Below are 26,084 nucleotides of genomic sequence, written 5' to 3'. Positions count from 1 at the left end.
GCGGCGGCGCCGCCTCTTCCGCCACGACCGGGGCCGCGACCGGCGCCGGGGCCGGCGCGGGGGCGTGCACGGGCTCCAGCTGATCCAGCCGCTCCTCCGACGCCTGCCGCCTCATGTCCACCGGCCCCAGACCGACGTCGCGCGACAGGGCCTCCAGCCGCGCCGGCTGCTCCAGGTGCGCGACCTGGGCGCGCAGCAGGCGGACGCGGCGACCGTTCTCGCCGATCTTGCGCTCCAGGTCGGCGATCTGTGCGCTTTCACGCGCCGCCGCCGCCTTGGCCAGATAGACCGAGAAGATCATCGCCCCGACCAGCAGGACGCCGATGATCTCGACCCAGCGAATGCCGCGGATCTTCCACGAGAACAGCCGGTCCAGGGCACGGCGCGCGACCATCAGGCTCATGCGGCGATCCTCCCCCAGGGCGCCGCGTCCGTGCGGACGGCGGCGCGCAGCCGGGCCGACCGGGCGCGCGGATTGGCGGCCAGTTCAGCCTCTCCCGCCTCGACCGCGCCCTTGAAGGCCAGGGTGAAGCTGGGCCTGCGGGTCTCCACCGCCACCGGCGCATGGCGCGAGCCGCCCGGCGCATTGCCCGTGCGCTCGGTCAGGAAGGCCTTCACGATCCGGTCCTCCAGCGAGTGGAAGGTCACCACCGCCAGACGCCCGCCCGGCGCCAGCGTCGCCTCGGCCGCTTCCAGCCCGGCGCGCAGCTCGCCCAGTTCGTCGTTCACCGCGATCCGCAGGGCCTGGAAGACCCGGGTCGCCGGATGGATGGCGGCGCCGCGACGGCCGCCCAGCGCCTTCTCGACCACCTCGGCCAGATCCAGCGTCCGCTCGAACGGCGCCTCGACCCGGCGGCGCAGAATGGCCGTGGCCACCCGGCCCGACTGACGCTCGTCGCCGTACAGCTTGAAGATATGGGCCAGCGGGCCGTGGTCCCAGCTGTTGACGATGTCGGCGGCGGTGACGCCCTCGTCGGACATCCGCATGTCCAGCGGCCCGTCGCGCATGAAGGAAAAGCCACGCTCGGCCTGGTCCAGCTGCATCGACGACACGCCGATATCGAACACCACCCCGTCCAGCTTGGCCTCACCCGCCTCCGCGAAGGCGTCAGCCAGACCCGAGAAAGGCGTGCAGATCAGGCGGAAGGTGTCCGGATAGTCACTGGCCACGGCGTCGGCATGGACCCGCACCGTCGGATCGCGATCCAGCGCCACCACCGTCGCCCCGGTCTTCAGGATGGCGCGCGTATAGCCGCCGGCGCCGAAGGTGGCGTCGATGATGACGTCCCCCTTCCGCGGGGCCAGGGCCTCGATCACTTCGTCCAGCAGGACCGGCGCGTGCGGAGAGGTCATGCGCCCTCCCCTTGCGGACGGCGCGTCCGCAGGGCCAGACGCCCCGCCTCGCCCCGCTCGCGCACGGCCTGACGCGCCAGCGCGCGGCGCTCCTCGCGACGGGCGTTCCAGCGCGCGCGATCCCAGATCTGGAAGCGTGAGCCCAGGCCGACGATCACCACATCCTCGCCCAGCCCGGCCTCCTGGCAGAGAGCCTCCGGCAGGGTGATCCGGCCGCCACCGTCATACGACAGCGGGCGCTGGCCGGCGTAGAAGGTCTCTTCCAGGGCGGTGCGCAGGTCGTCGCCGAACGGCAGCTCCTCGATCATCGAGACATATTCGGCCATCAGCTTGTCGCCGCCGGCCTCAAGGCAATCGGACTCGATCGAGAAGAAGCAGAAGACACCGTGTTCGGCGCCGTTGTCGGCCGTGCGGAATTCCTGCGGGATCAGCAGGCGGCGCTTGCCGTCCAGTTGTTTCTCATAGGTCGAGAGAAACACGCGCTGCCCAATCGAGCCCCGAAGGCCCGCTCCCCTGAAGAAATCCCGACGAAACGCCCGCAGGCGCGACCACCCCTACTGCAACGATGGGATAGCATGGGATTGATTGGGTCTCAATGGGATTAGTTGACGATCATTAACCGTCAAGCTGGCCCAAAATCCAGCGAAAACCGGAACATACAGTGAACCATTCACAAGTGGACAACCGGTGGACCAACCCTGTCAGGCCTTTCCATCCAAGCGGTTAACCGGGCGACGTGCGGAGACCACCGCAGGCCCGCGGCCCCAACCCCATCGAAAACGAAATTTCGGGCGCCTGCCCGCGACGTGGCCTGCCCTCAAGCAGCGAGCGACCGCGTCTCGAGCGCTAGGGCCGGAATAATGAGGCTCAAGCAGCGAGCCGTCGCGCGGCGAGCGTTCGCGCCCAGCCCGCTCTCAAGCCGTGAGCCGTCGCGCGGCGAACGCTAGGGCAAAAATAAAGGTCAGACGGCCTGTAAGCCGGGTTCTGTTCCGCCCGAGGGCGGTGACGATCATTCCTCTGGACCGGCCATTGCTGACCGGTTCTCGCGACCTACCCGGATGCTCTCGGGCGGTGAGCCCTGCAGACCGAAGCCTGCGCGACATCCCTATTCGGTCTTGCTCCAGGCGGGGCTTGCCATGCCGGTCCTGTTGCCAGTCCCGCGGTGGGCTCTTACCCCACCCTTTCACCCTTCCCTGCCTCGCGAGGCAGGCGGTTTGCTTTCTGTGGCGCTATCCCTCGGGTCGCCCCGGGCGGGCGTTACCCGCCGCCTTTTCACCGTGGAGCCCGGACTTTCCTCGACGGAGCAAGCTCCGCCGCGACCGCCCGGCCGTCTGACGGGCGGACTGATGCTCCTCCCCGTCCCCGGGGTCAACCGCATGATGCCCGCGACACGGGGTTGTGCTAGGCTCCGCCCATGGCCCATCCCGCGCCGAAATACCCTGTCGACCTCGCGACCGAGACCCCGGACGCACGTGCGGCCCGCCTTGCATGGGAACGCGCCCGGATCGCCGAGGCAGAGGAAGACATCGCCACCGGTCGATATATCGAAGGCGACGAAGCCGACGCCTGGCTGGAGAAGGAACTGGCCGAGGCCCAGGCCGCGTTCGAGCACGAACCCGAGTGAGGCCAATGCGGCTGCGGGTGGTCGATCAGGCAAGGATCGACCTCGCCGCCGTCCACGCATGGCTCACCCAGCCCGGCAGCGGCCGCAGGGGACGTGGCCGCTACGTCAACATCGTCAAGGCCATGTCGGACCTGCGGTCAGCGCCCCTGCGCTGGCCTATCGGAGACATCCCCGACATCCGCGAGCGGCCTGTCGAAGGCCACCGCATCTACTATCGGGTAGATCTCGAGATCAGACTGATCGAGATTCTACGGATATTCAGTCCCTATCAGGAGCGCTCGACGCCCTAGTTCAGCACCCCGGTCGCGCTCTCCGCCGTCGCGAGCTGCAGCACACCCATCAGGGTCGCGCGCGTCTCGCCGTCGGCGATGCCGTCCACCTGTGACGGGCGCCAGTGGCGCTGGAAGGCCTCGATGGTCAGCCGGGTCGCCTCGTCATATTCGCCGCCCGGCGGCAGGGCGTAGCCCAGCCGGTGCAGACCGGCGCGCAGCACGATCACGCCCAGCCCTTCGTCGCCCGGCCCGAGCGGGGCGCCCAGGGCCGCAATCCGCTCCTGCGCCGGCTCGAACCACAGGCCGTGGCCCAGTCCGGCCAGCCGCTTCCACGGGAACCGCTCGCCCGGATCCTGCTTGCGCTCGGGCGCCAGGTCCGAATGGCCGATGATGCGGGCGTCCGGGATGGTCCAGCGGGTGCGGATGTCCGAAACCAGGCTGATCACCGCATCGATCTGAACGTCGGGAAAGTCGCGATAGCCGAACTCATGGCCCGGATTGACGATCTCGACGCCGATGGAGGCGGCGTTGCAGTCGGTCTCGCCCTGCCAGCCGCCCCGACCCGCGTGCCAGGCCCGGCGCTCCTCCGGAACCAGCCGATGGATCGTGCCGTCTTCATCCACCAGATAGTGGGCCGAGACCCGGGCGTCCGGGTCGCACAGCCGCGTCAGCGCCGCCTCACCCGTCTGCATGCCGGTGTAGTGCAGCACCAGCATGTCCGGCGGACCGCGGCGGGCGTCGAAATTGGGGGACGGGGCGTCCTTGACGATCAGCATGGCGAACGCCGGTCCTAGCGGCCCGTCCGTTCCCAGCCGTAGGCGACCCAGGCGTCGCCTTCCTTGCGCGCCTCGATGACGCCGTCATCGGCGCGACGGTCCCGGCGGGTCATGGCGCGACGGGCGCGAAGGGCCAGTCCGGCGAAGAAGACCAGCACGGCGGCGATCACGGCGATCACCGCCACGGCGGCGGCGGTCACCACCGCCAGCACCGCGCCGACCGCCATGGCGACCATGGTCGCGATCAGGCCGAACAGCCACACCACCGGAGCCAGCAGTCCGTTGGACGGACGACGGGCCGCGGCGCCGAAGAGCAGGGGATCGGAAGGGGTCATGACGTCACCATTTGGGGCGCTGCGAACAGCGCCGGACTCCCAATGTCGGTCTGCGAGGGCGCGGGGTCAATGCGCCGCCGCTTCACAGGCGAGTGTCCGGATCCGGCTCAATAGGGCTGATCCGCCAGCACCGACGCGCCCGAGGCCCGCTGGCGCTCGGTCTCGATGCGACGAACCGCCGCTTCCGCTTCGGGGTCGTTCATGACGCCGCCGATGCCGACCAGCACCCGCGCCGCCTCGCTCGACACGCCGAAGGCCTTGGACAGGGCCTCCCACGGCGAACCCGCTTCCGGATAGCGCTTGAACCGCACGTCGGCGTCGGCCTGGATGTGGGCCAGCGACTTGGCCTTGGCGATCGCCTCTTCCAGACCGCCCAGCTGGTCGACCAGGCCGATGCCCATGGCCTGGGCCCCGGTCCACACCCGACCGCGCGCGATCTCGCGCACCCGGGCGGGCGGCAGCCGACGGCCGGTCGAGACCCGGGCGATGAACTCCTCATAGGTCCGGTCGATCTGGGCCGCGAAGGCGGCGCGCTGGCTGGGGGTGAACGCCTGCGACGGCGACATCGAGTCGGCATAGTCGCCGCCGATGCTCAGGTGGCGCATGTCCACGCCGAACCGGCCGAGGGCGTCGGCCAGGACGAACTTGCCGCCGTACACCCCGATCGAGCCGGTCAGGGTCGTCGGCTGGGCCACGATCCAGTTGGCTTCCGAGCTGATCCAGTAGCCGCCCGACGCCGCATAGTCGCCCATCGACACGACCACCGGCTTGCCGGCCGCCTTGGCCGCGCGCACGGCGGCCAGGATCTGTTCCGACGCCTCCGGCGACCCGCCGGGCGAGGACACGCGGAAGACGATGGCCTTCACGTCGTCGTCCTCGATGGCGTCATAAATGGCCTTGGCGGTCACGTCCGACGCGATCGAGGCGCCGCCGCCGAACGGGCTGCCGCCGTTGTCACGGCCGGTGATGATGGCGCCCTCGCCGCCGACGATGGCGATGGCGTCGCGGCCGGAGCCGCTGCGCTCGCCCACGCTCGAGGCGTAGTCGCGGATGTCCATGATCTCGGCGTTGCGGCCGGCGCGGCGCTTGACCTCGGCCTCGGCCTCCTCGACCTGGCCGATCTTGTCGATCAGCTTGCGCTGCAGGGCCTCGGCGGCGGACCACGGGCCCGCCTCGATGGTCGCCTTCAGCTGCTGCGGCGTCTGCCGCCGGTCCTGCGCGGCATGGGTCAGGGCCGTGTCATAGATGGAGGTCATCCACGCCGTCATCGCCTCGCGGTGGGCGGCGGTGAAATCGCTCTGCGTATATTCGTTGACGGCGTTCTTGTACTCGTAGCGCTGCTCGAACTGGGCCTCGACGCCGTATTTGTCGAACGCCCGCCCGAGGAACATCGCCTCGGCCGAGAAGCCCGTCAGCTGGAAGCCGGCCGTGTTCTGCATCCACAGCTCGGACGCCGAGGCGCCGACCATATAGCTCGACACCGTCGTGCCGACCGGCTGGAAGCCCTGGCTGTGGGCGATGACGATCTTGCCGGCGCTGCGGAAACGCCGGACGGCCTGACGGATTTCGTCCGCCGCCGCCGGGGTGATCCCGGCCTCGGGCAGACGGATCAGCAGGGCCTTCACCTTGTCGTCCGTCTGGGCCTGGGCCAAGGTGTCGACGACCTGCATCGTCGACAGGCCCGAGCCGCCGAACACGGCGAACGGACTGGCTGGCGCCTGGTCGCTCAGTCCCTCACGCAGATCCAGCTCCAGCACCGTATTCGTGGGCGTCGGCGCCTTGGCGCTGACCGAAGCGATCAGGATCGTCAGGAAAACGAGCGGGATCACCACGAAAAACAGGATCAGGCCGGCGAAGACGCCGCCCATGGTGAGGAAGAACTGCTTCATGGGGTCGTCACGTGGCCTCGGGCGCGGGCCGGGTCATGGCCACATTTTGACCATAGAACGGCAGGGCTTTCGGTCAAATGAACGTCTCGTCACAGGCGAACGCATCGCAGCACATTCATGGTGCGCTGCCGAAAGCGAGATTGATGCGGGCGGTCGAAATCCCTATATGAGCCGCCTGCGAGCGGGGGCTGATCGCCCCGCGTTGTAACGGACCGCGCCTCCCCATGCTGGTCACGCTTATGAAGTCCAAGCTTCACCGCGCCACGGTGACCCAGGCCGACCTCGACTATGAGGGCTCGATCGCCATCGACATGGACCTGCTGGACGCCGCGGGCATCTTCCCGCACGAGCAGGTCGATGTGCTGAACATCACCAACGGCGCCCGCTTCACCACCTACGCCATCGAGGCCCCGCGCGGGTCCAGGGTCATCGGCGTCAACGGCGCCGCCGCCCGTCTGGTGCAGAAGAACGACAAGGTCATCGTTGTGACCTACGGCCAGCTGCCGTCCGAAGAAGCCCGCCAGTGGTCGCCCAACGTCGTCCTGCTCGACGACGACAACATCATCAAGTCCGCCGCCTGAGCTTGACGGCCGGGCCGCTCCGGCCTTCCCTCCCCTTTCGGAGGACCGGCCATGACGCGTGCGATCTCGAACCTGCGCTGGGTGCTGTACGGCGGCTATCTGCTGGCGGTCGCCGTGGCCATGATGATGGCCTTCACCCCGGGGCTGGCCCTGCTGGGCCTGCCGCCCGAGCGGATCACCTTCATCCCCGCCATGATCACCGGCGCGCCGTGGAGCCTGCCCCTGCTGCTGGTCAGGCTCGACTCGGTCACCACCCTGGCCATGGTCATGGTCGCCAACCTGCTGAACGTGGCGATCGGGCTGATGCTGGTGAAGTCGGGGGACTAGGCGAGTAGCTAGTGGCTAGTGGCTAGTGGCTAGTGGCTAGTGGCTAGTGGCTAGTGGCTAGTGGATCGCAGCTTCGGATATCAGCGGAAGGGCGGCGCGGACCCATCGGTCGCACGCCGCCAGCCAGCCACTAGTCACCAATCACTAGCCACTTCCATCCACCGGCGCTTACCGGTTCAGATCATACACACCCGCGATATCGATCCGCACGACCAGCTCGCCGGCGGCGATGGGGGTGGAGTCGGCCATGAACCCCTCGGCGCGCATCGCCATCATCGGGCGCGGCGGTTGCGGGGCGTAGCCGCCGCCTTCGGTCAGCGAGCGGATGCCGCCCAGCGGCGTGCCCAGGGCCTGCGAATACAGGGCGGCCTTGGCCTGCAGGTTGCGCACGGCGATCTGGCGCGCCTGGTTCTCGGCCGCCGACGGATCCTTCAGCCCGAAGCTGATGCCGTTGATCTGGTTGACCCCGGCAGCCACCACAGCGTCCGCCGTCGAGCCGACCTTGGTCAGGTCATTGATGATCACCGTCACCTGATTGCTGGCCTGATAGCCCCGCAGACGTGGCGGGTTGTTCTCGACGTAGTCATACTGGGCCGACAGGTTCAGGCCCGAGGTCTGGACGTCGCGCTCATTGATCCCGGCGCGGCGCAGGGCGGCGATGACCTGATTCATCCGCGTGGCGTTCTGGGCCATCGACTCGGCGGCGGTCGGAGCCTCGGTCACCACGGCGAAGGTGATGGTCGCCATGTCCGGGGTCGCCTTGACCTCGCCATAGGCCGACAGGTTCAGGCTCGGCCGCTCGGTCACCGCCTGGATGGTCAGGGGCGCGCCGCCGTTCGGCTGCGACTGGGCGTGGGCCACCGGGGCGCTGGCCAGCAGGGCGGCCGCGGCCATCAGGGCGCCGCCGATCATCAGGGCGCGGTTGGAGACGGCGGGCATCGTGGCGACGGCGGCGGCGGGACGGCGGATCATCGGAGAAGCTCCATGAGAGACGGTTTGTCGTTGCGAACACCGTCACCGGCGTCCGTGTTCCAACCATGGCCGTTTCCGCCTGAACGCGCGGTCAGGGTCCGTTGGCAGAAACCGTTCATCGACGTGAAATCGCCGAAACCTCCGGGGCGCCCCGGCGCCGCCCGCGCCCCGATGTCACCGACCGCTTGGCAAGCCGCCGCCTCCCCTGCTAGGCGGAACCCTCCTCGCTCCGGGGGCCCGTAGCTCAATGGTTAGAGCCGACCGCTCATAACGGTCTGGTTGGGGGTTCGAGTCCCTCCGGGCCTACTGGGTGTCGCCGGTCTGGGCGTGAGCGCCGCAGCCAGCCCCAGAAGACCGCCAAAGACCAGGGCCATTTGCCAAGTGTCTGAAACCAGACGCTCCGATGAAAGCCCGCCGAGCAGGTTGATGGCGACGCTGAAGCCGACGAGCAGGACCGACGTCACCCCGAACCACAACGCCGCCTCGCCCCACCGCTTCCGGGGTCGGGCGCGCCAAGCCGCATAAAGACCGAACAGCCATAGCCCGATGGTGAGCACTGTCGCGGATGTGACGCCATTCAGGACCATCACGCGCAACAGTTCAGCAGCCTCATAGTGCCGCCATCCCATCAGCATGAGCGCCGCTTTCAGAAGCATGCTCGCCAAGGCCCAGAAGCTCCAGCATCTCAGCAAGGCCGCGACACTGACCAGAGGCGGGAATCGCCCCAGCAGCCCGACAACGGACATGACAGCCAGACCGACGCCCGCTCCGAGAAATGGCACAAGCCGATAAAAGTACGCGGGTGCGGGGGCGTTCAGATCCTCCCACGTAAACACGTCGATCAGGGCGTCGCCCACCCAGGGCGTCATATCCACCTGAATGCAGACCGCCAGTAGGCCCAGAAGCAGAAGGAAGGCGGACAGCGCCTTCCCCGCCACCCGCAGCCCCGGGACCAATCAACGCCCCCAGAACCCGCCCCCGCCCCGGCTCCAGCGATCCTCGCCGCGATAGCGGTCGTCCTGCACATAGCGGCCGTCGCGGTCGTACCAGCCGTCGCCGTTCTGGTAGTCGTCCCAGCCGTCCAGCGCATAGCCGTCGTCATAGTAGTCGACGCCCAGCATGCCGTCCTCCTGGCCCCACCAGCTGCGCGGATAGGAGCCCTGGACGCACTCCCAGCCCTCGCCGCCGCGCCAGTAGGGTTCGTACCGGCCGCGATAGCGGTCGCGGAACTGCGGGCGGCAGACATGCTGCGACCAGACGCGGTTGCCGCTGGCCTGCACATTGGCGCGCGGCTCGCGATAGATGACGTCGCGCACGCCGGCGAAGACGTTGTTGGTCACCACCGCATTGCCCGCGGCGGCGGCCACCCCGACGGTGGAGGCGCGGATGCGGCTGTCGGCCAGACGCAGCTCGCCACTGTACAGCACCACGCCCTTGTCCGAGCGGCAGACGCGGCTGCCGTCGATGGAGACCGAGGCCCCCTCGACCACCACGCCCTCCACGAAACCGCAGACGGCGGTGTTGTCGATCTCGACCCGGCCGTAGTCGCGGCCGGCGCGCACGATCACCCCGATGCTGCGCGGGCCGAAGGCGTTCGGCGCATTGGTGCCCAGGATGGTGGTCGAGTGCAGGCGCGCGGGCGGACCGGCCGCCGGGGTGATCTCCACCCCCGACTGCGAGCCCGAGATCACGGCCTCCCACAGGTTCAGGGTCGCGCCGTCCGCGACCACCGCCGGCGCGATGGTGCGGGCCTCGATCACGGCATTGCGGATGTCCAGCAGGCCGCCGTCGGCATAGATGGCCGTCTCGTCGCCCGCATGGCGGAAGCCGACCCGGTTCATGACGATCTCGGCGCCGTAGCCGACGACGCAGGCCGCATCGCCCGCGCGCGGCGAGGCGAAGATCATGTCGCGGATCTCGACCCGCACGCCCGCCGCCACGGTCAGGCAGGGCAGGCCGTCCGGGGCCTGCAGGGTCGGCTGGGCGGTGGCCCAGTCGCGCAGGTCGAAGCCGCCCTCGCCGATGATGGTCAGCGGCTTGTCGATGTTCAGCCAGCCGACGCAGGCCCCGGCCCGCGAGCGGATCACCAGGGTCCCGCCGGGCCGCACCCGACGCACCGCGTCCTCGACCGCGCCCGTGCCCGGATTGCCGCCGCAGTCGACCAGGACGATCTCCTCGCCGCCCGGCCGCAGCGGGGGATAGCCGGGCCCGCCCCAGTCCGGCCGGTGCCGGCGATAGTCGTAGCGGGTGCGGTCACGGCGCTGGCTGTAGGACCGGGTCGGCGGGTCCAGCAGGACGCCGAAATTCGGTCGGGTCTGGCTCTCGACCCGGGCCGCCGTCTGGGCCTGGGCCGCGCCGGGCGCGGCGACGGTCAGCAGGGCCGCGCCGGCGGCCATCGCCGCCAGACCGCCGAGAACGCCGAAGAGGTTGCGGGTCGTCATGGGTCACGCCCTCCTTAGCGGCGCTGTGAACGGGAAACCTGGGCCAGCACGGCCTGCAGGCGGCCCGCCGACGGGCCGAAGCCCGACAGGGCGGAATCGATGCGGTAGGCGACGGCCTGGGCCTTGTCCTGATCCGCCACGCCCGAGACGCCGAGCGCGAAATAGCTGGACATGGCGAATTTGGCCTCGGGACTGCCCTGACGCGCCGCCTCCTCGAACCACTTGAACGCCCGCGCATAATCGGCGGGCAGGCCGATGCCCTCGGCGTACATCACCGCCAGCACCAGCTGGGCCTCGGACGAGCCGTTCACCGCCGCCAGCTGGATCGCCCGCACCCGCTCCAGATAGGACAGCCGGCCCTCCATCGGGTGGCCCAGCATGGCCTCCAGCGTCTCGATCTGGCGCTTGGACAGGTCCTCCGGCCGCTGCGCCGCCGTCTCGCTGACCCCCAGATAGCGCAGGGCGCGGCCCACATGGATGAAGGGCAGCTCGCCGCCCATCCGGCCCAGCGCATATTCATAGGCGTCGCCCCGGGGACGGCTCTCGTCCGAGAAGGGCACGCCCGACTGCGGAGCGGTGTTGGGGTAGAATTCGAACGGCGGCGTCCACTGCCGCGCCTTCACCTCGACAAAGCGCTGCTGCTGCGCCCGGCTGGGCGAGGAGCGCTCGAAATCGCGCATCAGCACATAGGCGCCCACGTCGCCGGTCTGCACCGCCAGATAGTTGTACAGATAGGCGTCCACGTCGTTGCGCTGGAACAGGCCGATCGCCGACGGATAGCCGCGCCGGTTGCGGTCCCGGCCGCCCCGGTCGCCGGCGCCCCGGCCCCAGGCCTCGCGCGCCTCGCGATTGTCCTCCGGCTCGCCATAGGGGCCGTACAGGCCGTCATGCAGCCGGGCCAGGGTGCGATAGCCCTCGGCGTCCTGGGTCGACAGGATGTAGATCACCCGGTCCCGCACGGCCGACTGCTCGTCCACCGTCATATTGCCCAGCAGCCGGTCCAGCTTGCGGTAGGCCTCATGCCGCTCGAAGGCGCGGCAGTCGTCATAACGGGACAGCGGACGCCAGCCGCCCCAGCCGTCGCGGCGGGTGCGGTTGATCGGGGCGTAGCCCTCGTCATTGGCCAGCGCCATCGCCAGCCAGGTGGCCGATTCGATCGGGTCCTCGATGTTCTTGTCGGTCGCCCGCACCGCCGAATAGCGCGCGCCCAGCTCCAGCTGGGCGAAGAAGTCATTCTGGAAGGCGGCCCGGCGCAGGGCGCGCAGCCCCGTCTCCTGGGCGTTGAACTCCGAGCCGGTCATCGACGCCGGACGCGGACAGCTGTTCGAGGCCCCGTCGCCACGGCCCTGCCAGAAGCGCACGCCGCCGTCCCGGTTGCAGGAGCTCATGCCCAGCGCCGCCAGCGCCAGGACGCCGACCACCGCCGCGACCGCCACCGGCGCGCGCGAACCGCCCGGGCGCGAGTGCCCGGAGCGCGAGCGTCGTCCGTGTTCGCCTTCCCCGTCGGCCATGTCCCCTCACACCCTCTACGGGCGTCGCCGCCCCCCGCACGTTAACCATGCCCGTTAACCCTTACGGGACTTCGACAGTCCGGTCGCGTTAACGTCCTGTCAAGGTTAACGCCGTTTCGCGACAAAGCGTTGCCGCGCGATCGCCATTTTGTCCCGTAACGCGAGTTTTCCACCGAAATCAGCACCTTGAGAACTCGCCTCGCAGGCGAAATCAGCGGCCTCGCTTCCGCTTCCTCCCCGCCCTATATGCAGGCCCCGCCCGCCGGAGTTTGCCCGCATGTCCTACGTCGCCCGCGACGACCGCCCCGCCGACAAGGCCGCCCGCTATGCGGAGGTCGAGGCCGAAATCCTCGCCGTTCTGGATGGCGAGCCGAATCGCGTGGCCCGGATGGCCACCGTCGCCTCCATGCTGGCCGACGCCTTCCCGGCCTTCTTCTGGACCGGCTTCTACGTCGTGGACGAGACGAAGACGGATGAACTGGTGGTCGGTCCCTACCAGGGCACGCTCGGCTGCCTGCGAATCGGCTTCAACCGCGGGGTCTGCGGCGCCGCCGCCCGCACCCGCACGACCCAGATCGTCGAGGACGTCCACGCCTTCCCCGGCCACATCGCCTGCGACAGCCGCTCGGCCAGCGAGATCGTCGTCCCGGTCTTCGACGCCTCGGGCGCCCTGATCGCGGTTTTTGACGTCGACGCGACCGAGACGTCCGCTTTTGACGCATCGGACGCCTATGCTCTGGAGACCCTGCTGGCCAAGGTGTTCGGCGCGGCCGCCTGACCGTCCCGACCGTCTCGCCGGGGCCAGACTAATACCCGGATAATATTATCCGGGGCGCCGTTGTTTTTGCTACGCTTTCCCGAAGCGTCGATAGACGTTTCAGACGATCTGGACGGTCTGGACGGTTTTTTTGCACCGTCTCCCGCCCGCCCGATCGCCCTGTCCGCACCCTGTTTTCTCCGTCGGAGGTTTTCATGTCTGACCGCGTTGTTCTGGTGACCGGCGGCCACGGCGCGCTCGGCGCCGCCGTCGTTCAGGCCGCCCTGGCCGACGGGCTGAAGGTCGCGATCATCGACCACGCCAAGGGCCATCCGGTTCCGGAAGGCGTGCTGGAGCTGGGCGGCGTCGACCTGACCGACCCCGCCTCGGCGCAACAGGCGGTGGACGCCGCCGCCGACCATTTCGGCCGTCTCGACGCCCTGCTGAACATCGCCGGCGGCTTCGTCTGGCAGACCACCGACGACGCCGCCCCGGCGTGGGAGAAGATGTTCGCCCTGAACCTCTCCACCGCCCTGAACGCCAGCCGCGCCGCCCTGCCCTGGCTCAAGGCCTCGCCCGAAGGCCGCATCGTCAACGTCGGCGCCAACGCCGCCCTCAAGAGCGCTGCGGGCATGGGCGCCTACGCCGCCTCCAAGGCCGGCGTCCATCGGCTGACCGAAAGCCTGGCCGAGGAGCTGAAATCGACCCCGGTCACCGTCAACGCCGTCCTCCCGTCGATCCTCGACACCGCGCAGAACCGCCAGGACATGCCCGACGCCGACCCGTCCAAATGGGTCGCCCCCGCCGATCTCGCCCGCGTCATCCTCTTCCTCGCCTCCCCCGAAGCCCGGGCGGTGACCGGGGCGCTGGTGCCGGTGGTGGGCAAGGTCTGAGCGCAAGAGTGATGAGATCCGTCCTCTTCCTGCCCGCCAGCAATCCGCGCGCGATCGGGAAGGCCCGCACCCTGGACTGCGACGTCGCCATCCTCGACCTCGAGGACGCCGTCGCGCCGGAGGCCAAAGAAGCCGCCCGCGCCGCCGCCGTTCAGGCGCTCCGCGACGGCGCCTTCGGGCCCCGCGTCGGCGTCCGCATCAACGGGCTCGACACCCCGTGGGGCGGCGACGACCTCAAGGCCCTGTCCGAAGCGGGCGTGACCCTGATCGTCGCGCCCAAGGTCGAGGACGCCGACGCCGCCCGGGCCCTGACCGCCGCCCTGCCCCTCGGCGCCGTCCTCTGGGCCATGATCGAGACGCCCCGCGCCCTCTTGAACCTCAACGCCATCGCGCAGGTCGAACGGCTGGAGGCCCTGATGCTGGGGGTCAACGATCTGGCTGTCGGCCTGCGCGCCGGCCCGTCGCCGGACCGCGAGCCGCTCAAGCCCTGGCTGGCCGCCACGGTCGCCGCCGCCCGCGCGAACGGCCTGCTCGCCCTCGACGGCGTCTACAACGCCTTCACCGACCCCGGGGGCTTCGCCGCCGAGTGCGCCCAGGGCCGCCTCTACGGCTTCGACGGCAAAAGCCTGATCCATCCGTCCCAGATCGCCCCGGCCAACGCCGCCTTCGGCCCCACGGACGCCGAGATCGCCCACGCCCGCGCCGTCGTCGCCGCCTTCGCCGCGCTCGAGGCGGACGGCAAGGGCGCCATTCGGGTCGACGGCCGCATGGTCGAGCGGCTGCATCTTTCGGAAGCCGAACGTGTTCTCAGCCATCTCGACCGGGATCGCTGACGGGCCTATCTAAGGGTCCTGAATAAGAACGGACGCCGTCCGCAGGCGCCGCAGGGAAGGTATCGAGTGAGCAACGCCGTTATCGCCGCCACCGGGCTGTTCACGCCCGATCAATCCATCTCCAACGAAGAACTGGTCGCGGCCTACAACGCCTACGCCGACCGCTTCAACGAACGCCACAGCGCCGAAATCACCGAGGGCGACGTCGCCCCCCTGACCCACTCCTCGGTCGAGTTCATCGAGAAGGCGTCCGGCATCAAGTCGCGCTTCGTGCTGGACAAGGCCGGCGTGCTCGACCCCGAGCGCATGGCCCCGAACATCCCCGAGCGCGCGAATGAGGAGCTGTCGGTCCTCGCCGAAATGGCCGTGAAGGCCGCCCGCCAAGCCATCGCCGCCTGGGGCAAGCCGGTCAGCGAGATCGGCGCCGTCCTGTGCGCCGCCTCCAACATGCAGCGCGCCTATCCGGCCATGGCCATCGAGGTGCAGCAGGCGCTGGGCATCGAGGGCTTCGCCTTCGACATGAACGTCGCCTGTTCCTCGGCCACCTTCGGCCTGAAGACGGCCGCCGACTTCATCGCCTCCGGCTCGGTCAAGGCGGTGCTGATGGTCAACCCGGAAGTCTGCTCGGCCCACCTGAACTTCAAGGACCGCGACAGCCACTTCATCTTCGGCGACGTCGCCACCGCCGTCATCATCGAGTCCTCCGACACGGCCGGTCCGGGCGGCTGGGACATCCTCGGCACGCGCCTGAAGACCAGCTTCTCGAACAACATCCGCAACAATTTCGGCTTCCTGAACAACGCCGCCCCCGAGGGCATCGGCGCCCCGGACAAGCTGTTCGTCCAGCAAGGACGAAAAGTCTTCAAGGACGTCGTGCCGATGGTGTCCGACATGATCGTCGACCATGCGGGCGAACTGGGCCTCGACCCCACCGGTCTGAAGCGGATGTGGCTCCACCAGGCCAACATCAACATGAACCAGTTCATCGGCCGCAAGGTCCTGGGCCGCGAGCCCGAGGCCGACGAGAACGTCATCATCCTCGACGAGTACGCCAACACCTCGTCCGCCGGCTCGATCATCGCCTTCCACCTGCACCACGACGGCTTCGCCCCCGGCGACACCGGCCTGATCTGCAGCTTCGGCGCGGGCTACTCCGCCGGGACCGTCTTCGTCCGCAAACGGGCCTGACCCCAACCTGCGACTAATTCGCAGAAAAGCCGCCCAGTCGCCCTCGTGCGATTGATTATGCAAATCGTTCGCAGTAATTGCCCCGCCTGTTCATCAAGCGGGGCTTATCCATGCGTACTCTCCTCCTCTCCGCCGGGCTCGCCGCCCTGACCGCCGCCGCCTCCCCGGCCCTTGCCCAGACGGCGGGCCGGCAGGAGGCGACCCGGCTGCCGCCGGTCAGCGTGCTCGCCACCCGCACCGAGACCCGCCCCGACGAGGCCCCCGCCACCGTCTCGGTCATCACCGACCGCCAGATCGAGGCCGAGCTGGTCACCGACATCAAGGACCTGGTCCGCTTCGAGCCCGGCGTCAGCGTCGTCAGCCAGCCCCAGCGCTTCGGCGCCGCCCTCGGGACCACCGGCCGCGGCGGCAATGAGGGCTTCACCATCCGCGGCATGGGCGGCGATCGCGTCCTGATGGTGATCGACGGCGTCCGCGTCCCGGACGGCTTCACCTTCGGCGCCCAGAGCGTCGGGCGCGGCGGCTATGCCGACCTCGACCTGATGAAGTCAGTCGAGATCCTGCGCGGTCCGGCCTCGGCCCTCTACGGCTCGGACGGGGTGGCCGGCGCCGTGGCCTTCACCACCCGCGACCCGTCGGACCTGCTCCGTGACGGCGAGTCCTTCGGCGCCCGCGCCCGGGTCGGCTACAGCTCGGCCGACGAGGGTCTGACCGCCTCCGGCATGATGGCCGGCCGCAGCGGCGCCGTCTCCGGCCTGCTGGCCTGGACCCGTCGCGACGCCTCCGAGACCGAGACCGCCGGGACGGTCGGCGGAACCGGCGCCGCGCGCACCGAAGCCAACCCCATGGACCTCACCTCGGACGCCCTTCTGGCCAAGGCCGTCTGGGACTTCGCCCCGGGCCAGAGCCTGCGCCTGACCTACGACTACTTCGACAGCGAGATGACCGCCGACGTCCTCAGCGGCCGCAGCGCAACCGTCACCCGGCTGCTGGCCGACGACACCACCACCCGCGAAGGCTGGAGTCTGGGCTGGCGCGGCGAGGACGGCCCCGGCTTCGACAGCGGCGGCCTGACCGTCTACGGCCAGACCGCCGAGACCCGCCAGTACACCTTCGAGGGACGCACCCCGGCGGTCGACCGCACCCGCGACAACACCTTCGACAACGAGGTCTTCGGCGTCTCGGCCGACGCCACCCGCACCCTCGGCGTCCATCGCCTCACCGTCGGCGGCGACTGGTCCCGAACCACCCAGCAGGGTGTCCGCTCCGGCACCGTGCCGCCCGCCGGCGAGACCTTCCCCACCAGCGCCTTCCCGAAGACCGACTTCACCCTCGCCGGCGTCTTCGTGCAGGACGAGATCAGCCTGCTGGGCGGCGACCTGCGGATCATCCCGGCCCTGCGCTGGGACCGCTACGAGCTCGAGACCGCCGATGACCCGCTCTACCCGGGGCCGCGCGCCGACCAGTCGGACGACCACATCTCGCCCAAGCTGGGCGTGGTCTGGTGGACCGGCGACCACCTCGGCCTCTTCGGCAGCTGGGGCGAGGGCTTCAAGGCCCCGACGCCCAGCCAGGTGAACAACTATTTCGGCAACCTGGCCTACGGCTACACCTCGGCCCCCAACCCCGACCTGAAGCCGGAGACCAGCCAGTCGGTCGAGCTGGGCGTCCGCCTGCGCGACCTCACCCTGTTCGGCGCCGAGGTCTCCGGCCAGGCTGTGGTCTTCCGCTCGGACTATCAGGACTTCATCAGCCAGCAGGTGGTGTCGGGGTCCTTCACCCCGACCGACCCCGCCGTCTACCAGTGGATCAACTTCACCGACGTCGAGATCCAGGGCTTCGAGGCCCGCGCCAACGCCTGGTGGGACAACGGCGTCAGCGCCCGCTTCGCCTTCGCCTGGGCCGAAGGAGAGACCACCAGCGCCGGCGTCACCACCCGGCTGCCGACCATCGACCCGATCAAGGTGGTCCTCGGCCTGGGCTATGACGAGCCGGCCGGACGGTTCGGCGGCCAGCTGATCACCACCTGGTCGCAGGCCAAGGACGCCGCCGACACCGACGGACTGGGCTGCTACGCCGCCGGCTGCGCCACCGGCGACGACTTCGCCCTGGTCGACCTGACCGCCTACTGGAACATCACCGACCAGGTCACGGCCCGCGCGGGCGTCTTGAACCTCCTCGACGAGACCTACAGCTGGTGGAGCGACGTCCGGGGCGTGGCGGCCTCGTCGGCCGTGCTCGACGCCTACACCCAGCCGGGCCGCAACTTCGGCCTGTCCCTGGCCTTGCGGTACTGATCCATGAACGCGATAACGCGACTGACTCGCATTAGAAGGAGCCGCCCCATGCGACGCGCCCTGCTGCTCGCCACCGTCCTCGCCGCCGCCGTGGCGTCGTCCGCTCCGGCCCTCGCCGGGGTCGCCCCCGTGACGACCCCGGTCACCGCTCCGGCGACCAGCCAGTTCGAGCGGGATCGCCAGTCCATCCTCGCCCAGGCCGGCCAGTGGCGGGTGCGCTTCGACATGCGCGAGAACGTCAGCTTCCGCGCCGGCTACGAGCCGCTGGACGAGAAGCTGTCGGCGGGCGACGAGATCGTCCGCGTCGTCTACGACGACGGCGCGCGGATCAGCCTGCAGCACATCCTCGTCATGAGCGATGACGCCGGCCATCACTTCGTCATCAAGCACTGGCGCCAGGACTGGGTCTATGAGCCCGAAACCGTCCTGACCTACGCTGGTCCGAACCGGTGGACCGTGACCCCGGTTTCGGCCGAAGAGCGCAGCGGCGCCTGGTCCCAGACGGTCTGGCAGACGGACGACAGCCCCCGCTACGGCGGCGTCGGCCGCTGGAACTACGACCACGGCCGGTCGGAGTGGACCTCGGCCCCGACCTGGCGTCCCCTCGCCCGCCGCGACGCGGTCCGAAACCCGATCTACGACCGCTACCTGGGCGTCAACCGCCACGCCCTGACGCCGGAGGGCTGGGTCCACATCCAGGACAATGTGAAGATGGGCCCCGCCGAGGGCGATGAGACCGATCCGGTCGCCATCGTCCAGGAGGACGTGATCAACACCTACCGCGCCGTGGACAACTATGACCCCGCGCCGGGCGACGCCTACTGGGCCGCGACCAAGGACTACTGGGCCGGCGTCCGCGCCGCCTGGGACGCGGTCGCCGCCCGCGACGGCGGCGTCTGGCTCGAGGAAGAGGCCAACCGCGGCGCCGTCACCGGCAAGCCGCTGATGGACTGGGCCGACGAGGTCCAGGCCGGAACCCTGACCACCGAAGCCGCCATCGCACAGGCGCGTGAACTGATCGGCCGCGCAACCGTGGCCCCGGCGTCGTAGCCGGGCCGTTCACGTGTAGGGGGAGAAGGGGGGACGCGGTACGGCGTCCCCCCTTTTTCAGGCCCGCTGCAGCCAACCCCGAGCCGAACACGCCGCCCGCTCCGATCACGAGGACCGTGGTCATCAGAGGAAGCGTTCCCGGTCGTCAGGCGAAGGGATCATGCAGGCGTCGGTCCGTCCGAAGAGGGCGTAGCGATTGCCGGCGATCAGGTCATAGACGGGGTTCCGCAACAGGCGCGGCACAAGCTTCAGCCCCCTGAACACCCCCATCCCCGGCAAGGCGCCCAGCACCGTGAGCGCCGCGTCGGACTTGAAATGGATGCGGCCGTTCAGGACCACGGCGTTCGTCTGCGGCGTCTCCGGATCGATGCCGAACCGCGCGGCCAGCGCCCGCCCCCGTTCCGACTGGATGGGCAGGAAACGGAAGCGCCCGTCGGGGTCATGATCGATCACCCAGCGGACCCATCGGGAACAGAAGACGCAGACCCCGTCGAACAGGATCAGGCCGTCAGGTTCATCAGGAGCGGGCTGCGGTGACCAGCGGGTCATGGAGGGACAGTGAGCCGATCAGCGAAGCTTCACAAGGCGACGTTACGCCGCCGCCACAGCCTCGATCTCGACCAGCCAGCCCTCTTCGAACAGGCCCGTCACGATCACCGTCAGCGCCGTCTGCCGCCCGCCGAGCCGCCGCAGGCGCACCTCGCGATTGGGCAGGGCGTATGCCCGATCCGACAGATAGGTCGTCACCTTCACGAGGTTGTCCAGCGTCATCCCGGCCGCCCTCAGCTGGGTCTCGACGTTGTCCCAGACCTGTTCGCACTGGCCGGTGAAGTCGGCGGACAGCGAGCCGTCAGGCGCGACAGGGATCTGGCCGGACAGGTAGAGCCAGCGGGTCGCCCCGCTGACTTCACAGGCCTGCGCATACTCGCCCTCCGCCGGCGGCGAGCCGTCGCCGGTCAGGGGGCGGATCGACAGCATCAGCGGCGCGCCGCGTCCGAGCGGGCGCGGACCTGGGCGAACTCCGAGGTCGGCTTCCAGCCCGGCCAGTCGCGGCTGTTCGCGAGGTCGAGGCCCAGGTGGTACAGCAGGGTCAGGTTCTCCACCGCCGAGGTGAAGTCCAGGTCCGCCGACCACTCGTCCGACGGCTTGTGATAGTCGGCGGCGAACTTGGCCCGCCAGGCGGCCTCGCCGGCTTCACGCCCGCCCTCGACCCAGTCCCAGCCGTGCCAGGGCATGATCGCCGGCACGCCCATGCGGGCGAACGGGAAGTGGTCCGAGCGATAATAGAAGCCCTGCTCCGGCTGGTGGTCATCCGACACATAGCGGCCCAGCGGGGCGGCCAGCGCTTCCAGACGGTCCTCCAGATCGTTCTGACCCTTGCCGAAGATCGGCACGTCGCGGGTCGAGGGCGACAGCGGCAGCATGTCGATATTGATGTCGGCTACGGTCGTCTCCAGCGGATAGACCGGATTGGCCGCATAGCCGTACGAGCCCAGCAGGCCCATCTCCTCGGCCGCCATGTGCGCGAAGACGATGGTGCGTTGCGGACGCGGGGCGCGGCTCAGCTGACGGGCCATCTCCAGCACGCCGATGGTGCCCGAGGCATTGTCCCAGGCGCCGTTCCAGATGTTGTCGCCGGTCACGCCGGGATGCTGGTCGGCCCCGCCGACGTGGTCCCAGTGCGCCGAGTAGATGATGGTCTCGTCCGGGTGGCTCGTGCCCGGGATCTTGGCCAGCAGGTTGTGGGTGACCAGGGTCTCGATGGTCTCCGACACATCGACCGACAGGCTAACGCCGCTCAGGGGCACGGCCTTGAACGACCCGCTCGCGGTGTTGGCGAAGCTGTCCATGCCGAGGCCGGCGGCGGACGCCATGGCGAAGGCGACGTCATGGTTGATGGCGCCCGAGAACTCCAGGTCCGCGGCGCCCGGCGTCAGGGTGCGGGTGCGGTTGGCGCCGCGCATCATCCCCTGCCACTGCGGCGAGGAGGCCGGTTGGGCGATCAGGGTGATGATCCCCACCGCGCCGCGGCGGAAGGCCTCGTCCGCCTTGTAGGCGCCCGACTGATAGTTGGTGGCGTAGGCGCCGTTGAACAGGTCCCCGTCCGGCTCGCCCGCGATGACCACCACGACCTTGCCGCGCACATCGACGGAGCCGTAGTCATCCCAGTTCCGCTCGGGCGCGGTGATGCCGTAGCCGGCGAAGACCAGCCCCGCGTTGCGGATGGAGGCGCGGCCGTCATTCGTCGCGGCGCGCAGGGTGATGTCGGTCCCGAGAGCCAGGGCGTGGGTCTGGCCGTCCGGGCCGGTCCAGCCGGCCGTGCCGCCCGCGACCGGGGTGTAGCGCTTGAGCTCCACCGGCTGCAGCCACTGGCCGTTCGGGCCGCCGGGCTCCAGCCCCATGGCTTCATACTGGGCCTGCAGGAAGGCGAGCACCTTGCGCTCGCCCTCGGTGCCCGGGTAGCGCCCCTGATAGTCGTCGGCGCTGATGGTGCGGATGTCGCCGCTGATCCGCTCGGCCGAGAAGGCGGGTTCGACCGGCGCCGCGCCCCCGGCGCCCGCCGTCGCACAGGCCGACAGCAACAGGCCTGCGGACAGGACGGCGGCGATCGCCGAACCGCTCTTCAGTTTGCGAAACATGGTGAGGCTCCCATCCCCAAAATCGATGGCGCGCACCTTAGGGCGGCCCCGAAAGACCGCCCCTTACTTTTTTGTCATGTAATCCGGTGGCGGATTACCGCCGCTGGTCCGCCGTTGCGGCGCGGGCGGGGCCGAACTCCGAGCCCGCCTTCCACTGCGGCCAGTCGCGGCTGTTCGCGAGGGCCGAGCCGACGCTGTAGATCACCTGCAGGTCCTCGACCTGACCGCGCAGATCCCAGTCCGGCGACCACTCGTCGGCGGCCTGGTGGTAACGGCTGCGACCGTATTCCGACCGGGTCGCCTGACGCTCGGCGATCGGCTCGTCGCGGAAGTCGCCGCTGGAGCCGCCGTAGGTCATCGGCACGCCGCGCTTGGCCAGCGGGAAGTGGTCCGAGCGGAAATACCCCCCCGAGGCCGGGTTGGCGTCCGGCAGAACGGTCCGCCCCTGGCTCTCGACCACGGCGCCGATGCGCTCATCGAGGTCCGACTGGCCGTATCCGGTGATGCCGTACCGGGTCACCCGGCCATAGACGTTCATCGAATCGACGTTGAACCCGCCCACGGTCGTGGCCAGCGGATAGACCGGATTGGAGGCGTAGTACTCCGAGCCCAGCAGACCGCTTTCCTCGGCGGTGAAGCTGATGAAGACGATCGAGCGCTCCGGACGGGGGCCGGCGCCGAAGGCGCGGGCCAGCTCCAGCAGGCCGGCGGTGCCGGTGGCGTTGTCGACCGCGCCGTTGAAGATGGCATCGCCCTCGGCGTCCGGCGCGCCGACCCCGATGTGGTCCCAGTGCGCCGTGTAGAGGATGGTCTCGTCCGGATGGCTCGCCCCCGGCAGGCGGGCGATGACGTTGTGGGTCGTCACCTGGGTCGAGGCGACGTCGAAGGTCCCGCTGAAGGTCGCGCCGGTCAGTTCGACCGGCCGGAAGTCGCGGCTGCGCGCGGCCACCTTGAGGGCCTCGAAGTCCAGACCGGCGCGGCGGAACAGGTCCACGGCCACGTCGCGCTGGATCCACGATTCCATCGGCACCCGCTCGGCGGCGGCGTTCTGACGGACGATGTCGAACTGGGGCCCCGACCAGCTGTTGGTCACCGTGGCCCAGCCATAGGAGGCCGGAGCGGTTTCGTGGACGATGATGACGCCCGCCGCGCCCTTCCGCGCCGCTTCCTCGTACTTGTAGGTCCAGCGGCCGTAGTAGGTCATGGCCCGGCCGCCGAAGGTGTTCAGTTCCGGCTGTTCGAAGTCGGCGTCATTGACCAGGACGACGATGACCTTGCCGCGGACGTCGACGTCCTTGAAGTCGTTCCACTGGCGCTCGGGCGCGTCGATGCCGTAGCCGACGAAGACCAGCGGCGCGTCGGCCAGATTGACCTGGCTGCCCGGCAGCCGGGTCGACACCACGATCTGCTGGCCCTGCGTCAGCGGCACGGTTTCGCCGCCCACCTGGAAGGCGGCGTGGATGTTGGAGGCCGTGAAGCGGTTCAGGGTCACGTCCTGGGTCCACTGGCCGTCCGGCCCGCCCGGCTGCAGACCGGCGGCGGCGTACTGGGCGCTCAGATAGTCGATGACCTTCTGCTCGGCCGGGGTGGCGATGCCGCGCCCCTCGAAGCTGTCGTCGGACAGGACGCGGACATGTTCGGACAGGCGGCCGGTGTCGAAGGTCGGGGTCTGGGCCTGAGCGGCTCCCGCGACGGACAGGAGCGCGCCGGCGACGAGCGCGGCGACGGAAACGGACAGACGCATGATCGGGACACCTCAGCCTTTTGAACAGGAGCCGGACGTTAGGGCGCGAAGGCTGGACTGTCGATGCGGGGAGCGTCCGGCCCGGACTCGCGTAACACTGGTTTTTATGTTAACCAACACGCATTGGTTCAGTCGGGAGAGGCCCCATGACCCTGTTTCTGCAACGCCGGCGCGCCGTGTTTCGTGCGACGGCGCTCGCCGTCTGCCTGACCGGCGTCGCCGGTTGCGTGACCCTGCTCTCACCTTACCAGCAGATGGCCGACAAGAAGTTGGGCGCCGCCGCCGAAGCACTGCTGGACCTGCAGGCGAAGGCTGAGCTGGACCCCGGGCCGCTGACCAACACACCGGAGCTTCAGGCCCGGGGCGAAGAGCTTCGAACGGGAATCCGGGTGGCCAGAAACATGTACCGTACCTCGTACGGCGACCAACTCAGCGAAGGTCACCGTGTCCTTCTGGTCAGCACCATCGACAACTGCGACAACGCCGTCCGGCACTTCTTTGAGGTCCTCGCCACACAGGGCAGCATTTCAGACCCGGCCGCTGACCAGATGCTGACGCTCGCGCACACGACCTGCCTGACGGCCGCCGAACGCGTACGGGACGGGAAATAGACCATGACCGACCTCACCGAATTCAAGCCCGCCTCCGCCGACGAGTTCATGGACCAGATCCAACGGCAGATCGGGAGCGATCTCACCGCTGTCTGGAAGGCGAACAAGAAAAAGCTCGAGCGGAACCTGCGGGTCCTGGGCGAGGCCACCGTCCGGACAGCCCTGCTGCTTGAGACCAGGCAGATTACGGAAGCAGAGGCTGACGCTATCCTTTACCAGCAGGAGCAGCTGTTCAACGCCACGCTGAACCACACCCTCGCCCTGCCCTACATCGCCGCCCAGAGCCTGCTGAACACCATCTTCAAGGTCGTCGGTTGGGCGGTGTTCAATTACAGCGGGGTCAACCTCTTCCCCGCGCTGGTCACGCCCTGACGACATCAGGCTTCAGGGCTGCGGCGACACGGCCCCCGCGCCGGGCCAGTCCGTGTCGCCGACCCGGGTCAGGCGCAGTTCGATGAAGCGACGGGGCGGCTGGCCTTCGGCGACATAGTCCCCGACCTCGTGCCAGGTCCCGTTCTCGACCACGGCGACGTATTTGATCATTGCGTTCGGCCCGGCGGGCATCTCCCAGCGGAAGCCGTTATCGGTCCTCTCGAACGGGTACTCGCCGGTATAGCCATTGGCGTAGCTGCGGAAGAGGTACCGTCCGGCCCGCTCGTCCCACGACAGGATGGCGAAGGCGTTGAACTGGGTCGAGCCGTCGGCGGCGTAGCCCCGCCCCTCGATCAGCTTGACCGACCCGCCCAGCAGGGAACCGACCCGTTCCGTCTGGGCCAGGACCGTGGTGTGGCCGGGCATGGTGGTCGTCGCCGTCCCGCGCCATTCGCCGTCCATGAAGTCCAGCGCCCCCACCTGCTCCCGCTGGGCCGGACTGCCGGCGGGTTGCTGGACCTGGGCGACGGCGGGCGCGGCGGCCAGCAGGCCGAAGGCGACAAAGGCGGACGCGAGATGCAGGCGACGCATGGGAACCTCCCCCGGATTTCACTTTGCGTTATAAAGTCGATCCGCCCACCTTCGCAAGACGCCGTTCGTTCGAAGGGAGTCGACAATGAAAAGCCCGCCGGAGCGCGGGCTCCGGCGGGCTCTTCAGTTCAGCCTGTCAGGCGGTCGTCTAGTGGGCGACGCCCTTCCAGATCCGGCGGTAGGACAGATAGGTCACACCGGCGAAGAGGAACAGGAAGATCAGCGTGCCGACGCCGGCGCGCTTGCGGGCGACCTGCTTCGGATCCGAGGCCCAGGCGATGTAGGCGGCCACGTCCTTGGCATAGTTCTCGACGGTCGGCGCGGTGCCGTCGTCATAGGTCACCTGACCGTTCTGCAGCGGGTTCGGCATGGCGATGAAGCCACCCGGCGGCACGTGAGCGCCGTCCGCGACGAACGGGGTCAGGTCGCCGGCCATGTACTCGTTGTAGTTCTGGCCCGGACGAATCTGCAGGCCGGCCGGCGGCGTCTTGTAGCCGGTCAGCAGCGAGTAGATGTAGTTGGCGCCGCCGTGACGGGCCTTGGCCATCACCGACAGGTCGGGCGGAGCCGCGCCGCCGTTCGCGGCGGCCGCGGCCGTCGCGTTCGGGTACGGGCTGGGGAAGCGGTCGGCCGGGGTGCCGTCACGCATCACCGGCTCGCCGGTTTCGGTGTCGATGTCCGCGATCTGCACTTCCTTGGCGAGAGCCCGAACAAAGCGGTTCTCGGCGGGGCTGACCTGGTCCACGTCGTAGAACGGGCCGCCCGGCTCCGCGAGGGTGCGGAAATGCATGAGGTTCATGCTGTGGCAGGAGGCGCAGACCTCGCGATAGACCTTGTAGCCGCGCTGCAGCTGGCCCTGGTTGAAGGAGCCGAACGGGCCTTCGAACGAGAAGCCGCCGTCGCGCAGGTGGTGGCCGCCGCCGCCCGCCGCGAGGACGGGACCGGCGGACAGGGTCAGGCCGGCCGCCGCGGCGATCAGGACCAGGGTCTTCTTCATGGAGCGCATCGGTGTCTTGAGGGTCATGTGC

Annotated in this window: 27 protein-coding genes, 1 tRNA gene and 1 other RNA gene; 13 read left to right on the top strand and 16 right to left on the bottom strand. The window is 69.3% G+C overall.

What is annotated here, in order from left to right; translation table 11 throughout:
• From ftsL to rnpB, 4 genes are all read right to left on the bottom strand, one after another.
• A partial coding sequence (gene ftsL / locus ACLQ7T_RS07630; protein WP_420478871.1) for a cell division protein FtsL occupies positions 1-403 on the bottom strand: 403 nt, incomplete at its 3' end.
• Complete coding sequence (gene rsmH / locus ACLQ7T_RS07625; RefSeq protein ID WP_420478870.1) at positions 400-1,353, bottom strand: 16S rRNA (cytosine(1402)-N(4))-methyltransferase RsmH; 954 nt, start codon at positions 1,351-1,353, stop codon at positions 400-402. The genes ftsL and rsmH, both read right to left, overlap by 4 nt.
• On the bottom strand, positions 1,350-1,832 hold the full coding sequence (locus ACLQ7T_RS07620; protein WP_420471346.1) for a division/cell wall cluster transcriptional repressor MraZ: 483 nt from the start codon (positions 1,830-1,832) through the stop codon (positions 1,350-1,352). The genes rsmH and ACLQ7T_RS07620 overlap by 4 nt, the downstream gene beginning before the upstream one ends.
• A 478-nt stretch (positions 1,833-2,310) precedes the next feature.
• An RNA gene (gene rnpB, locus ACLQ7T_RS07615) (RNase P RNA component class A) lies at positions 2,311-2,688 on the bottom strand.
• Between the two features lie 79 nt (positions 2,689-2,767).
• On the opposite strand from rnpB, the gene ACLQ7T_RS07610 reads away from it, so the two are divergent.
• Positions 2,768-2,977: a hypothetical protein gene (locus ACLQ7T_RS07610; RefSeq protein ID WP_420478869.1), complete on the top strand. Its 210-nt coding sequence runs from the start codon at positions 2,768-2,770 to the stop codon at positions 2,975-2,977.
• A complete protein-coding gene (locus tag ACLQ7T_RS07605; RefSeq protein WP_420478868.1) occupies positions 2,974-3,267 on the top strand; it encodes a type II toxin-antitoxin system RelE/ParE family toxin in 294 nt (97 codons plus the stop codon). The genes ACLQ7T_RS07610 and ACLQ7T_RS07605 overlap by 4 nt, the downstream gene beginning before the upstream one ends.
• Here ACLQ7T_RS07605 and ACLQ7T_RS07600 read toward each other — a convergent pair.
• From ACLQ7T_RS07600 to sppA, 3 genes are all read right to left on the bottom strand, one after another.
• Positions 3,264-4,025, bottom strand: coding sequence for an N-acetylmuramoyl-L-alanine amidase (locus ACLQ7T_RS07600; protein WP_420478867.1), 762 nt, complete (start codon positions 4,023-4,025; stop codon positions 3,264-3,266). The two genes, ACLQ7T_RS07605 and ACLQ7T_RS07600, sit on opposite strands and share 4 nt — an antisense overlap.
• Before the next feature lie 14 nt (positions 4,026-4,039).
• Positions 4,040-4,360, bottom strand: a complete 321-nt coding sequence (locus ACLQ7T_RS07595) for a hypothetical protein (protein ID WP_420471350.1) — start codon at positions 4,358-4,360, stop codon at positions 4,040-4,042.
• Positions 4,361-4,467: 107 nt separating this feature from the next.
• The gene (sppA, locus tag ACLQ7T_RS07590) at positions 4,468-6,249 is read right to left on the bottom strand and encodes a signal peptide peptidase SppA (RefSeq protein ID WP_420478866.1); all 1,782 of its coding nucleotides are present in this window, start codon (positions 6,247-6,249) and stop codon (positions 4,468-4,470) included.
• A 224-nt stretch (positions 6,250-6,473) separates the two neighbouring features.
• Between sppA and panD the strand changes: the two genes are divergently transcribed.
• Both panD and ACLQ7T_RS07580 read left to right on the top strand, forming a co-directional pair.
• Positions 6,474-6,830 carry an aspartate 1-decarboxylase gene (gene panD / locus ACLQ7T_RS07585; RefSeq protein ID WP_420478865.1) on the top strand — a complete coding sequence of 119 codons (357 nt, stop codon included), beginning with the start codon at positions 6,474-6,476 and terminating at the stop codon, positions 6,828-6,830.
• Between the two features lie 51 nt (positions 6,831-6,881).
• Positions 6,882-7,157 (top strand): hypothetical protein, encoded by a 276-nt coding sequence (locus ACLQ7T_RS07580; protein ID WP_420478864.1) that lies wholly within the window; start codon positions 6,882-6,884, stop codon positions 7,155-7,157.
• Between the two features lie 168 nt (positions 7,158-7,325).
• Here the strand turns inward: ACLQ7T_RS07580 and ACLQ7T_RS07575 are convergent, their stop codons facing one another.
• A complete protein-coding gene (locus ACLQ7T_RS07575; protein WP_420478863.1) occupies positions 7,326-8,129 on the bottom strand; it encodes an SIMPL domain-containing protein in 804 nt (267 codons plus the stop codon).
• Positions 8,130-8,362: 233 nt separating this feature from the next.
• On the opposite strand from ACLQ7T_RS07575, the gene ACLQ7T_RS07570 reads away from it, so the two are divergent.
• A tRNA-Ile gene (locus tag ACLQ7T_RS07570) sits at positions 8,363-8,435 on the top strand.
• A 650-nt stretch (positions 8,436-9,085) separates the two neighbouring features.
• Here the strand turns inward: ACLQ7T_RS07570 and ACLQ7T_RS07565 are convergent.
• Together ACLQ7T_RS07565 and ACLQ7T_RS07560 are read right to left on the bottom strand one after the other, a co-directional pair.
• Positions 9,086-10,570, bottom strand: coding sequence for a right-handed parallel beta-helix repeat-containing protein (locus ACLQ7T_RS07565; protein WP_420478862.1), 1,485 nt, complete (start codon positions 10,568-10,570; stop codon positions 9,086-9,088).
• Between the two features lie 14 nt (positions 10,571-10,584).
• A complete protein-coding gene (locus tag ACLQ7T_RS07560) occupies positions 10,585-12,081 on the bottom strand; it encodes a tetratricopeptide repeat protein (protein WP_420478861.1) in 1,497 nt (498 codons plus the stop codon).
• A gap of 277 nt (positions 12,082-12,358) precedes the next feature.
• Here ACLQ7T_RS07560 and ACLQ7T_RS07555 point away from each other — a divergent pair, with 277 nt between their 5' ends.
• From ACLQ7T_RS07555 to ACLQ7T_RS07530, 6 genes are all read left to right on the top strand, one after another.
• Positions 12,359-12,859 (top strand): GAF domain-containing protein, encoded by a 501-nt coding sequence (locus tag ACLQ7T_RS07555; protein ID WP_420478860.1) that lies wholly within the window; start codon positions 12,359-12,361, stop codon positions 12,857-12,859.
• Between the two features lie 194 nt (positions 12,860-13,053).
• On the top strand, positions 13,054-13,731 hold the full coding sequence (locus ACLQ7T_RS07550) for an SDR family NAD(P)-dependent oxidoreductase (RefSeq protein ID WP_420478859.1): 678 nt from the start codon (positions 13,054-13,056) through the stop codon (positions 13,729-13,731).
• A gap of 11 nt (positions 13,732-13,742) precedes the next feature.
• Positions 13,743-14,564, top strand: coding sequence for an HpcH/HpaI aldolase/citrate lyase family protein (locus tag ACLQ7T_RS07545; protein ID WP_420478874.1), 822 nt, complete (start codon positions 13,743-13,745; stop codon positions 14,562-14,564).
• Positions 14,565-14,630: 66 nt separating this feature from the next.
• On the top strand, positions 14,631-15,752 hold the full coding sequence (locus ACLQ7T_RS07540; protein ID WP_420478858.1) for a beta-ketoacyl-ACP synthase III: 1,122 nt from the start codon (positions 14,631-14,633) through the stop codon (positions 15,750-15,752).
• A 110-nt stretch (positions 15,753-15,862) separates the two neighbouring features.
• Entirely contained in the window at positions 15,863-18,049 is a 2,187-nt protein-coding gene (locus ACLQ7T_RS07535) for a TonB-dependent hemoglobin/transferrin/lactoferrin family receptor (protein ID WP_420478857.1), read from the top strand.
• A gap of 48 nt (positions 18,050-18,097) precedes the next feature.
• The gene (locus ACLQ7T_RS07530) at positions 18,098-19,099 is read left to right on the top strand and encodes a DUF6607 family protein (RefSeq protein ID WP_420478856.1); all 1,002 of its coding nucleotides are present in this window, start codon (positions 18,098-18,100) and stop codon (positions 19,097-19,099) included.
• A gap of 123 nt (positions 19,100-19,222) precedes the next feature.
• Here ACLQ7T_RS07530 and ACLQ7T_RS07525 read toward each other — a convergent pair whose 3' ends face one another.
• From ACLQ7T_RS07525 to ACLQ7T_RS07510, 4 genes are all read right to left on the bottom strand, one after another.
• Entirely contained in the window at positions 19,223-19,648 is a 426-nt protein-coding gene (locus tag ACLQ7T_RS07525; RefSeq protein ID WP_420478855.1) for a thiol-disulfide oxidoreductase DCC family protein, read from the bottom strand.
• A gap of 42 nt (positions 19,649-19,690) precedes the next feature.
• Complete coding sequence (locus tag ACLQ7T_RS07520; protein ID WP_420478854.1) at positions 19,691-20,077, bottom strand: RidA family protein; 387 nt, start codon at positions 20,075-20,077, stop codon at positions 19,691-19,693.
• Positions 20,077-21,738, bottom strand: a complete 1,662-nt coding sequence (locus ACLQ7T_RS07515) for a M28 family peptidase (protein WP_420478853.1) — start codon at positions 21,736-21,738, stop codon at positions 20,077-20,079. The genes ACLQ7T_RS07520 and ACLQ7T_RS07515 overlap by 1 nt, the downstream gene beginning before the upstream one ends.
• 94 nt (positions 21,739-21,832) lie before the next feature.
• Positions 21,833-23,482 (bottom strand): M28 family metallopeptidase, encoded by a 1,650-nt coding sequence (locus tag ACLQ7T_RS07510; RefSeq protein ID WP_420478852.1) that lies wholly within the window; start codon positions 23,480-23,482, stop codon positions 21,833-21,835.
• 146 nt (positions 23,483-23,628) lie between these two features.
• Between ACLQ7T_RS07510 and ACLQ7T_RS07505 the strand changes: the two genes are divergently transcribed.
• Positions 23,629-24,093 carry a hypothetical protein gene (locus ACLQ7T_RS07505; RefSeq protein ID WP_420478851.1) on the top strand — a complete coding sequence of 155 codons (465 nt, stop codon included), beginning with the start codon at positions 23,629-23,631 and terminating at the stop codon, positions 24,091-24,093.
• Positions 24,094-24,096: 3 nt separating this feature from the next.
• Complete coding sequence (locus ACLQ7T_RS07500) at positions 24,097-24,465, top strand: hypothetical protein (protein WP_420478850.1); 369 nt, start codon at positions 24,097-24,099, stop codon at positions 24,463-24,465.
• 12 nt (positions 24,466-24,477) lie between these two features.
• Here ACLQ7T_RS07500 and ACLQ7T_RS07495 read toward each other — a convergent pair whose 3' ends face one another.
• Both ACLQ7T_RS07495 and ACLQ7T_RS07490 read right to left on the bottom strand, forming a co-directional pair.
• Positions 24,478-25,056 carry a DUF1579 domain-containing protein gene (locus tag ACLQ7T_RS07495; protein WP_420478849.1) on the bottom strand — a complete coding sequence of 193 codons (579 nt, stop codon included), beginning with the start codon at positions 25,054-25,056 and terminating at the stop codon, positions 24,478-24,480.
• A gap of 148 nt (positions 25,057-25,204) precedes the next feature.
• Positions 25,205-26,080: a cytochrome c1 gene (locus ACLQ7T_RS07490; protein ID WP_420478848.1), complete on the bottom strand. Its 876-nt coding sequence runs from the start codon at positions 26,078-26,080 to the stop codon at positions 25,205-25,207.
• Positions 26,081-26,084: the final 4 nt, after the last annotated feature.

The organism is Brevundimonas sediminis, from assembly GCF_048799765.1.
Lineage (GTDB): Bacteria > Pseudomonadota > Alphaproteobacteria > Caulobacterales > Caulobacteraceae > Brevundimonas.
The sequence above is the reverse complement of the archived record's forward strand: the minus strand, read 5'-3'. Positions and strand labels throughout refer to the sequence as shown.

Bases quoted from the DNA above. Each gene is read 5' to 3' on its own strand.
- rsmH (WP_420478870.1), bottom strand. From the start codon at position 1,353: ATGACCTCTCCGCACGCGCCGGTCCTGCTGGACGAAGTGATCGAGGCC.
- ACLQ7T_RS07610 (WP_420478869.1), top strand. From the start codon at position 2,768: ATGGCCCATCCCGCGCCGAAATACCCTGTCGACCTCGCGACCGAGACC.
- ACLQ7T_RS07600 (WP_420478867.1), bottom strand. From the start codon at position 4,025: ATGCTGATCGTCAAGGACGCCCCGTCCCCCAATTTCGACGCCCGCCGC.
- ACLQ7T_RS07595 (WP_420471350.1), bottom strand. From the start codon at position 4,360: ATGACCCCTTCCGATCCCCTGCTCTTCGGCGCCGCGGCCCGTCGTCCG.
- sppA (WP_420478866.1), bottom strand. From the start codon at position 6,249: ATGAAGCAGTTCTTCCTCACCATGGGCGGCGTCTTCGCCGGCCTGATC.
- panD (WP_420478865.1), top strand. From the start codon at position 6,474: ATGCTGGTCACGCTTATGAAGTCCAAGCTTCACCGCGCCACGGTGACC.
- ACLQ7T_RS07580 (WP_420478864.1), top strand. From the start codon at position 6,882: ATGACGCGTGCGATCTCGAACCTGCGCTGGGTGCTGTACGGCGGCTAT.
- ACLQ7T_RS07575 (WP_420478863.1), bottom strand. From the start codon at position 8,129: ATGATCCGCCGTCCCGCCGCCGCCGTCGCCACGATGCCCGCCGTCTCC.
- ACLQ7T_RS07565 (WP_420478862.1), bottom strand. From the start codon at position 10,570: ATGACGACCCGCAACCTCTTCGGCGTTCTCGGCGGTCTGGCGGCGATG.
- ACLQ7T_RS07560 (WP_420478861.1), bottom strand. From the start codon at position 12,081: ATGGCCGACGGGGAAGGCGAACACGGACGACGCTCGCGCTCCGGGCAC.
- ACLQ7T_RS07555 (WP_420478860.1), top strand. From the start codon at position 12,359: ATGTCCTACGTCGCCCGCGACGACCGCCCCGCCGACAAGGCCGCCCGC.
- ACLQ7T_RS07550 (WP_420478859.1), top strand. From the start codon at position 13,054: ATGTCTGACCGCGTTGTTCTGGTGACCGGCGGCCACGGCGCGCTCGGC.
- ACLQ7T_RS07545 (WP_420478874.1), top strand. From the start codon at position 13,743: ATGAGATCCGTCCTCTTCCTGCCCGCCAGCAATCCGCGCGCGATCGGG.
- ACLQ7T_RS07535 (WP_420478857.1), top strand. From the start codon at position 15,863: ATGCGTACTCTCCTCCTCTCCGCCGGGCTCGCCGCCCTGACCGCCGCC.
- ACLQ7T_RS07530 (WP_420478856.1), top strand. From the start codon at position 18,098: ATGCGACGCGCCCTGCTGCTCGCCACCGTCCTCGCCGCCGCCGTGGCG.
- ACLQ7T_RS07525 (WP_420478855.1), bottom strand. From the start codon at position 19,648: ATGACCCGCTGGTCACCGCAGCCCGCTCCTGATGAACCTGACGGCCTG.
- ACLQ7T_RS07520 (WP_420478854.1), bottom strand. From the start codon at position 20,077: ATGCTGTCGATCCGCCCCCTGACCGGCGACGGCTCGCCGCCGGCGGAG.
- ACLQ7T_RS07515 (WP_420478853.1), bottom strand. From the start codon at position 21,738: ATGTTTCGCAAACTGAAGAGCGGTTCGGCGATCGCCGCCGTCCTGTCC.
- ACLQ7T_RS07510 (WP_420478852.1), bottom strand. From the start codon at position 23,482: ATGCGTCTGTCCGTTTCCGTCGCCGCGCTCGTCGCCGGCGCGCTCCTG.
- ACLQ7T_RS07505 (WP_420478851.1), top strand. From the start codon at position 23,629: ATGACCCTGTTTCTGCAACGCCGGCGCGCCGTGTTTCGTGCGACGGCG.
- ACLQ7T_RS07500 (WP_420478850.1), top strand. From the start codon at position 24,097: ATGACCGACCTCACCGAATTCAAGCCCGCCTCCGCCGACGAGTTCATG.
- ACLQ7T_RS07495 (WP_420478849.1), bottom strand. From the start codon at position 25,056: ATGCGTCGCCTGCATCTCGCGTCCGCCTTTGTCGCCTTCGGCCTGCTG.
- ACLQ7T_RS07490 (WP_420478848.1), bottom strand. From the start codon at position 26,080: ATGACCCTCAAGACACCGATGCGCTCCATGAAGAAGACCCTGGTCCTG.